The organism is Streptomyces sp. SID9727 (assembly GCF_010550605.1).
Taxonomy (GTDB): Bacteria; Actinomycetota; Actinomycetes; order Streptomycetales; family Streptomycetaceae; genus Streptomyces.
On sequence record NZ_JAAGNI010000280.1, the window covers coordinates 1 to 7,086 of the forward strand.

The following is a 7,086-nucleotide window of genomic DNA, read 5'->3' on the forward strand; positions in this document are numbered from 1 at the left end:
CCCGACGAGGCAGGCGACGGGCGCCCGCGCGGGGAGGGTGCCGCCGCTCAGGGCGACCTCGGCGACCGTGCGGCGCAGGACGACCTGGACCGGCGGGTCCCGGCGCAGCGACTCCGTCCAGGCCCGGCCGGTGAGCGCGGGTTCGATGCGCAGGGCGGCCAGCAGGTCGGGGTCGTCCAGCAGGTTGGCGAGGAGCGAGGCGAGTGCGGTCCGGCGCAGGGCGGTGTCCCGGGCGCAGGGCCCGTCCCCGGCCGGCGCTGGGGGCAGCCAGCGGCAGAACTCCTCGACCAGGTCGGCCCCGGGGCCGCGGGCGATGCGCCGGGCCAGCACATGGGCGGTGCGCTCCACGCGCTCGGCGAGCCCGTCGGGGACCGTACCGGTCACGACGGCGTACGGGTCGGTGGGCAGGCAGCGCGGACTGCCGTGGCACAGTCCGAGCGGCGCGGGCCCGCCCCGGGGCGCCCCATCCTGCGGGAAGCCGGTGAACCGGGGGTCGGCGAGGGCGACGGTCACATCGTCGTACCGGCTGACCAGCCAGGCGCCGAGGGGCGCGTCGTAGCTGAGCGGGTACTGCTCGCGCAGCATCCGGTAGAAGCGGTACGGGTCCCGGGCCGCTCCGCGCGCGAGGAGGCTGGGCCCGGTGCAGGACCGGCCGGTCCTGCGGGACCTGGGCCGGGTGGCGTGGGCGTGCGGCTCGGGCGAGGCGGTCGGGGCGGGTATGTCTCGGGGCGCGTCTGCCTGCATGGCGGTTCCCCCGGGAGAGTCGGTACGCCGGTGGACGGCGCGGTCCCCCTCAGGGCATCACCTGAACGGTCGCGTCGCAGTCGGCGCGCGGCCGTCCGGGTGACGCGGGGGCCGGGTCCCCGGTGCTCCGCGCGTCGGCCGGCAGGCCGGTGAACGCGGCGGCGCGGGGCACGACGCGGTGGTCGACACGATGCCGCTGACCGCCGTCGCCAAGGGCATGGTGCACGGGCGGGGCGGCATGGTGCAGGTGGCCGCCGAGCGGGTAGGGCGGGTGCTCGGCGTGCACCCGGCCGGCTCACACGGGCGGCCGGAGCGCAGGTGCGGAGAGGCGGAACATCATGCGGCCGAAGCTCACCTGGTCCCCCTCGCGCACCGGAACCGTGCCGGTGACGCGCTGCCCGTTGACGCAGGTGCCGTTGGTCGAGCCGAGGTCCCGCAGCAGCCAGCGGTCGCCGTGCGCGGTCAGCTCCGCGTGCGTCCGGGAGACGGTCTCGTGGCTGAGCCGCAGTCCGTTGCCCGGATCGCGGCCGATGCGCAGGGGGTGCGGGCTGGGGGCGGGCAGCAGCAGTTTGGGCAGCCGCTCCGCCCGCCACGCCCGTCGGACCCGCTCGGGGAAGCCGGAGACCCCGCCGACGACCCGCAACAGGCCGCGCGCCCAACGGCTTTCGCGCTCCAGGTCCCTCGTGAGGGCGTCCAGCTCCTCGGGGCGACTGGTCGTCAGCGCCACCTCCATGCGCTGCATGAAGGTGTCCTGGGAGAGCTTGCCCTGGGCGGCGCCCTCCCTGAGCGCGCCGAGAACACGGTCGCGCTGCGCGTCGGACAGGCGCGCGGTGGGCGTGTGGTACTCGAACGGGGACGTCACGGCTCGATTGTCGGTCCGACCGCCCCGGGGTGTCCAGAAGAACCCCGCTTTCCGCCCCCCTGACCTGCACCGGACCGCTGCGGATAACCGGGGGCGGCCCGTACGCAACGTTGCTAGGGTCGGCCGCTGTCGTCCGGAGACCCCCGTGGCGCGCACCCCCGCACCTTTGGAGCGCAGTGCCTGACGCACCGCTTGATCTGACCATCCGTCCGCTGACCGGCCCCGAGGAGCTGAAGCTCTTCCTCGAACTCCCCTACGTCCTCGACCACGAACTGGCCGACGACCTCGCCACGGGCCGCCGCCGCCCGGAATGGATGTGGGTGGCGCTGCGCGGCGACCGGGTGGTGGCGCGGATCGCCTGGTGGAGCAGGGACGGCGCGGCGCCGCTGCTGCTCGACTTCTTCGACGTGGACGACACGCTGCCGCTCGCCGAGCGCGAGGAGGCCGGGCTGAGGCTGGTCGGGACGGCGACCGCCGCCGTCGTTCCGGCCGGGGCGCCGCGCCCCGAGTACGGGCGGTTCGTGCCGGCCGGCTGGCGCGAGGACCCGGCGGTCCGCGAGGCCGTCGAGACCCGGATCCGGGTCATGGAGCGCACCGGGGCCCGGATGCTCGTGGAGCGCCTGCGCCTGGAGTGGCGGGCCGGGACCGAGGTGCCCGCCGCGACGGGCCGGCTGCGGTTCCGGCCGGTGGCGGGGCGCGAGGACCTGCTCGCGCTGATGACGCCCGTGATGGAGGGCACGCTCGACGCGCACGGACAGGCGGACCTGGCGTCCGGCCTGACGCCGCGCCAGGCCGCCGAGAAGCATTACGACGAGGAGCTGGCCGGGTACGCGACGCCCCGGGAGTGGTGGCGCGTCGCCGAGCTCCCGGACGGCGAGCCGGTCGGCTTCGTGATCCCGGCCCGCAACGACTACAACCCGATCATCGCGTACATCGGTGTGCTGCCCGCCCACCGCGGCCACGGCTTCATCGACGACATCCTCGCCGAGGGGACGCGGATACTGGCCGCGCAGGACGGTGTGGAGCGCATCCGGGCGGCGACGGACCTCGGCAACGTGCCGATGGCGAAGGCGTTCGCCCGCCTGGGCTACGTCAATTTCGAGCGCGCCTTCGACATGGTGTGGGACGACTGACGGGCGCCTCGCCTCCATAGCACCATGGGCCGGGGCGACCGGGCCCCGGGAGAGGGAGTGCTGCATGTTGTTCGAGGTATGGGCACCCGATGCGGGATCGGCCGCGCTGCGGCTGGCGGGCGGACTACGGCCCATGGAGCCCGATCCGGGCCGGCCCGGCTGGTGGACCGCCGAGGCGGAGGCCGCGGACGGCGACCGGTACGGCTTCGCCCTGGACGGCGGTCCGGTGCGCCCCGACCCCCGCTCGCGCCGGCAGCCGGACGGCCCCGACGGCGAGTCGGCGGTGGTCGACCACGACGCGTACGCCTGGCGTTCCGAGTGGCGGGGGCGCGAGCTGCCGGGCGCGGTCCTGTACGAGCTGCACATCGGCACGTTCACCGCCGGGGGCACCTTCGACGCGGCGGCGGCCCGCCTCGGCCACCTCGCGGAGCTGGGCGTCACCCATGTGTCGCTGATGCCGGTCTGCCCGTTCCCAGGGGTGCACGGCTGGGGGTACGAGGGCGTGTCGCTGTGGGCCGTCCACGAGCCGTACGGCGGGCCCGAAGGGCTCAAGCGCTTCGTCGACACGGCGCACGGCCTCGGGCTGGCCGTCGTCCTGGACGTCGTCCACAACCACCTGGGCCCGTCCGGCAACTACCTCCCCGCGTTCGGCCCGTACTTCACCGAGACGCACCACACCCCGTGGGGCGCGGCGGTCAACCTGGACGCGCCGGGCTCCGACGAGGTGCGGGCGTACCTGCTGGGCAGCGCGCTCGCCTGGCTGCGGGACTACCGGCTCGACGGGCTGCGGCTCGACGCGGTGCACGCCCTGGCCGACACCCGGGCGCTGACCTTCCTGGAGGAGCTGTCCGCCGCGGCCGACGCGCTCTCCGCCGAGCTGGGGCGCCCGCTGCCGCTGATCGCCGAGTCCGACCTGTGCGACCCGCGCACCACGACCCCGCGCGCGGAGGGCGGGCTCGGGCTGCACGCGCAGTGGAACGACGACTTCCACCACTGCCTGCACACCGCGCTCACCGGCGAGTCCCAGGGCTACTACGCGGACTTCGCGGCCGCCCCACTGGCCGGGCTCGCCAAGACGATGACGAGCGCCTTCTTCCACAACGGCACGTACTCCAGCTTCCGGGGCCGTACGCACGGCCGCCCCGTCGACGTCGCGCACAGCGCCGCCCACCGCTTCGTGGGGTACGCCCAGACCCACGACCAGATCGGCAACCGGGCCCTCGGCGACCGGCTCGCCGCCTCCCTCTCCCCCGGGCTGCTGGCCTGCGCGGCGGCGCTCGTGCTGACCGGGCCCTTCACGCCGATGCTGTTCATGGGTGAGGAGTGGGGCGCCCGCACTCCGTGGCAGTTCTTCACCGACCACACGGACCCGGAGCTGGCGGAGGCCGTGCGGACCGGCAGGCGGCGGGAGTTCGGGGCGCACGGCTGGGCGGAGGAGGACATCCCGGACCCGCAGGACCCGGCCACCCGGGCCCGCTCGTGCCTGGACTGGGACGAGCCCGGCCGCGAACCGCACGCCCGGCTGCACGCCTGGTACCGCGAGCTGATCGCCCTGCGCCGCACTCTGCCGGACCTGCGCGACCCGGACCTGGCGAGCGTGAAGGCGGCGTACGACGACGGGGCGCGGTGGCTCGTGGTGCGCCGGGGCGACCTGCGGATCGCGGTCAACCTCGACGCGAAGCCGGCCGCCATCCCGCTGGGCAACGGACGGCACCGGGGCGGTCCGGGGCGGGTCCTCGCCGCGTGGCTGCCGGTGGACCCGCCGGGCCCGGACGGGATGCTGCACCTGCCGCCGGAGTCCTGCGTGGTCCTCGCGGACGGCTGACCCGAGGGCTACTCCACGATCGCGAGTTCGCGGGCGGTGGCGTTGAGCCGGCGCCCGCCGTCCTCGGTGACGGTCACGATGTCCTCGATGCGGACGCCGAACCGGCCCGGCAGATAGATGCCGGGCTCCACCGAGAAGCACATGCCGGGCACGAGCGGCTGCTCCTCGCCCTCGATCATGTAGGGCGGCTCGTGGGTGGTGACGCCGATGCCGTGGCCGGTGCGGTGGATGAAGCGTTCCCCGTAGCCGAACTCGGTGATGACCGCGCGGGCGGCCCGGTCGATCTCCTGGCAGGCGGCCCCGGGGCGCACCGCCGCGCAGCCCGCCTGCTGGGCCTCGCGCACGATGTCGTGGACCCGCTGCTCCTCGGCGGTGGGTTCGCCGACGTGGACGGTGCGGGAGGTGTCGGAGCCGTAGCCGTGCTTGAGGCCGCCGAAGTCGAGGACGACCATGTCGCCGTGCTCGATGACGCGTTCCCCCGCCTCGTGGTGCGGGTTGGCGCCGTTGGGGCCGGAGCCGACCACGGTGAAGTCGACCTGGGAATGCCCGTGCGCGGTGAGCAGCCGGGCCAGGTCGGCGGCGACGTCGGTCTCCTCGCGGCCCGAGAAGCGGACTTTCAGGATCTCCTCGTAGGCGGCGTCCGCGGCGGCCCCGGCGGCGGCGAGCCGTTCCAGCTCGTGGGTGTCCTTCACCGCGCGCAGCATCGGCAGCGCCTGGGTGAGCGAGGCGTACGAGCTGCCGGGCAGCCGCTGCTGGAGCCCGAGCAGGTGCATCGCCCAGGCGTTGTCGCTGATCCCGAACCGGCCCCGCTCGTCCAGCAGCGGGGCGGTGACGTCGTACGGGTCCTTGCCGTCCGTCCAGTCGCGCAGGGTCAGGGCGGGGGCGCCGACGGCCCTCTCCGCGTCCGGCGCCTCCAGCGTCGGCACGACCAGCACGGGGTCCCGGTCCACCGCGAGGACGAGGAGGGTGAGACGTTCGGTGGCCGCGGTCGGCTGGTAGCCCGTCAGGTACACCAGGTCGGGCCCGGGCGCGACGAGCACCCCGGCGAGCCCGGCCGCTGCGGCGCTCTCGGCGGCCCGCGCCATCCTGGCCCGGTAGTCGTCGGCGGTGAACGGCACGGGCTGGTTCGTGCTGGGCATGCGGGGCCTCCTGACGGCGCGGAACGGCCCTCCCATCCTGCCCGCCCGCCGGTGCGCGCGCGAACGGGTCACCGGATGACGAGGTCGGCCAGGTCCCGCCCGGCCGCGACGAGCCGGGCGTTGGCCTCGTCGGACCGCGCCACCCAGCGCTCGGCGCCGGCCCGGGTCCTCCCGTACCGCACATGCCGCTCGACGAGCCGGGGGACGCGTACCGCGTCGTCCGGGTCCAGGTACCACGCCTCGTCCAACAGCCCGTGCACCGGGGCCCAGGGCCCTTCCCCGTACAGCAGGTAGTTGCCCTCGGTGACGACGAGCGGGACTTCGGGCGGTACGGGGATCGCCCCGGCGACCGGCTCCTCCAGGGACCGGTCGAAGGCGGGGGCGTACACGACGGCCCCGGGCTCGGGGGCGCGCAGCCGCCGCAGCAGGGCCACGTACCCGGCGGCGTCGAAGGTGTCGGGCGCGCCCTTGCGGCCGGCCCGGCCGAGGCGTTCGAGCTCCGCCTGGGCGAGGTGGAAGCCGTCCATGGGGACGAGGGCGGCGAGCGGGCCGAGCGCGCCGGTGATCCGCGCGGCCAGCGTCGACTTGCCGGCTCCGGGCGGCCCGGCGATGCCGAGGACGCGCCGTCGCCCGGTGCGGGCGAGGCGGTGCGCGCGGGCGGTGAGGTCGGGAAGGTCCATGCGGCTAGTGTCGCGTCCGGGAGCGACGCCCCGTCGCCCTTCCGCGCCGCGAGGAGTTCCATGCCGCACATCGCCCTGGTCACGCTGGTCCTCCGCGACTACGACGAGGCCCTTTCCTTCTACACCGGCGCCCTGGGCTTCGAGCTGGTGGAGGACACCGACCGGGGCGACGGCTCGCGCTGGGTGGTGGTGCGCCCGCGGGGCACCGAGGGCACGGGGCTGCTGCTGGCGCGCGCCAAGGACGAGGCGCAGGCGGCGAGCGTCGGGGCGCAGACCGGCGGCCGGGTCGGCTTCTTCCTGCACACCGAGGACTTCGCGGGCGACCACGCCCGGATGTCGGCGGCCGGGGTGCGCTTCCTGGAGGAGCCGCGCCACGAGCCCTACGGCTCGGTCGCGGTCTTCGAGGACCTGTACGGCAACCGCTGGGACCTGCTCCAGCCGGCGTGACGCGGGCGGCGACGACCGCACGGGTGCCGTGGGCGGACGTCGCGGCGGTCGTCGTGGGGCGGCGGAGCTTCCCCGGCCGCACCATGCCCCGGGTCGGCACGGCCATCCGCCCGGACGCGGTCCCGCCTGCCGGACCGGGGCCGGGTGCCCTCTCACGGCCCGGACCGCGCAGCCGCGTGCCGGGGCTGCCCGAGGACGTGGTCCCCGTCGTGATGTGCGCGCGGTCAACGGGTGGCCCCGGACCGCCCCGCGCTGG

General features: G+C 75.7%; 9 protein-coding genes. 4 read left to right on the forward strand and 5 right to left on the reverse strand.

The features are described from left to right. The 3 genes from G3I41_RS18050 to G3I41_RS18060 form a co-directional block, all read right to left on the reverse strand. The coding region (locus tag G3I41_RS18050; protein WP_164401249.1) for a cytochrome at window positions 1–744 on the reverse strand (744 nt) is incomplete at its 3' end. 49 nt (window positions 745–793) lie between these two features. Next, window positions 794–1,030, reverse strand: coding sequence for a hypothetical protein (locus G3I41_RS36425; RefSeq protein ID WP_203601263.1), 237 nt, complete (start codon window positions 1,028–1,030; stop codon window positions 794–796). 9 nt (window positions 1,031–1,039) lie between these two features. After that, window positions 1,040–1,606: an FHA domain-containing protein gene (locus tag G3I41_RS18060; protein WP_164401250.1), complete on the reverse strand. Its 567-nt coding sequence runs from the start codon at window positions 1,604–1,606 to the stop codon at window positions 1,040–1,042. Window positions 1,607–1,782: 176 nt separating this feature from the next. On the opposite strand from G3I41_RS18060, the gene G3I41_RS18065 reads away from it, so the two are divergent. Next, complete coding sequence (locus G3I41_RS18065) at window positions 1,783–2,739, forward strand: GNAT family N-acetyltransferase (RefSeq protein WP_164401251.1); 957 nt, start codon at window positions 1,783–1,785, stop codon at window positions 2,737–2,739. Window positions 2,740–2,803: 64 nt separating this feature from the next. Continuing rightward, the gene (treZ, locus tag G3I41_RS18070) at window positions 2,804–4,564 is read left to right on the forward strand and encodes a malto-oligosyltrehalose trehalohydrolase (protein ID WP_164401252.1); all 1,761 of its coding nucleotides are present in this window, start codon (window positions 2,804–2,806) and stop codon (window positions 4,562–4,564) included. A gap of 8 nt (window positions 4,565–4,572) precedes the next feature. On the opposite strand, the gene G3I41_RS18075 is transcribed toward treZ, so the two are convergent. Next, complete coding sequence (locus tag G3I41_RS18075; protein WP_164401253.1) at window positions 4,573–5,703, reverse strand: aminopeptidase P family protein; 1,131 nt, start codon at window positions 5,701–5,703, stop codon at window positions 4,573–4,575. A 68-nt stretch (window positions 5,704–5,771) separates the two neighbouring features. Continuing rightward, a complete protein-coding gene (locus G3I41_RS18080) occupies window positions 5,772–6,383 on the reverse strand; it encodes a nucleoside/nucleotide kinase family protein (protein WP_164401254.1) in 612 nt (203 codons plus the stop codon). A gap of 60 nt (window positions 6,384–6,443) precedes the next feature. Here G3I41_RS18080 and G3I41_RS18085 point away from each other — a divergent pair, with 60 nt between their 5' ends. Both G3I41_RS18085 and G3I41_RS36430 read left to right on the forward strand, forming a co-directional pair. Beyond that, the gene (locus tag G3I41_RS18085) at window positions 6,444–6,830 is read left to right on the forward strand and encodes a VOC family protein (RefSeq protein ID WP_164401255.1); all 387 of its coding nucleotides are present in this window, start codon (window positions 6,444–6,446) and stop codon (window positions 6,828–6,830) included. A gap of 23 nt (window positions 6,831–6,853) precedes the next feature. Next, the coding region (locus G3I41_RS36430) for a hypothetical protein (protein ID WP_203601264.1) at window positions 6,854–7,086 on the forward strand (233 nt) is incomplete at its 3' end.

Excerpts from the sequence above, each read along its gene's own strand:
- treZ (WP_164401252.1), top strand. The coding sequence starts at position 2,804 with ATGTTGTTCGAGGTATGGGCACCCGATGCGGGATCGGCCGCGCTGCGG.
- G3I41_RS18075 (WP_164401253.1), bottom strand. The coding sequence starts at position 5,703 with ATGCCCAGCACGAACCAGCCCGTGCCGTTCACCGCCGACGACTACCGG.
- G3I41_RS18080 (WP_164401254.1), bottom strand. The coding sequence starts at position 6,383 with ATGGACCTTCCCGACCTCACCGCCCGCGCGCACCGCCTCGCCCGCACC.
- G3I41_RS18085 (WP_164401255.1), top strand. The coding sequence starts at position 6,444 with ATGCCGCACATCGCCCTGGTCACGCTGGTCCTCCGCGACTACGACGAG.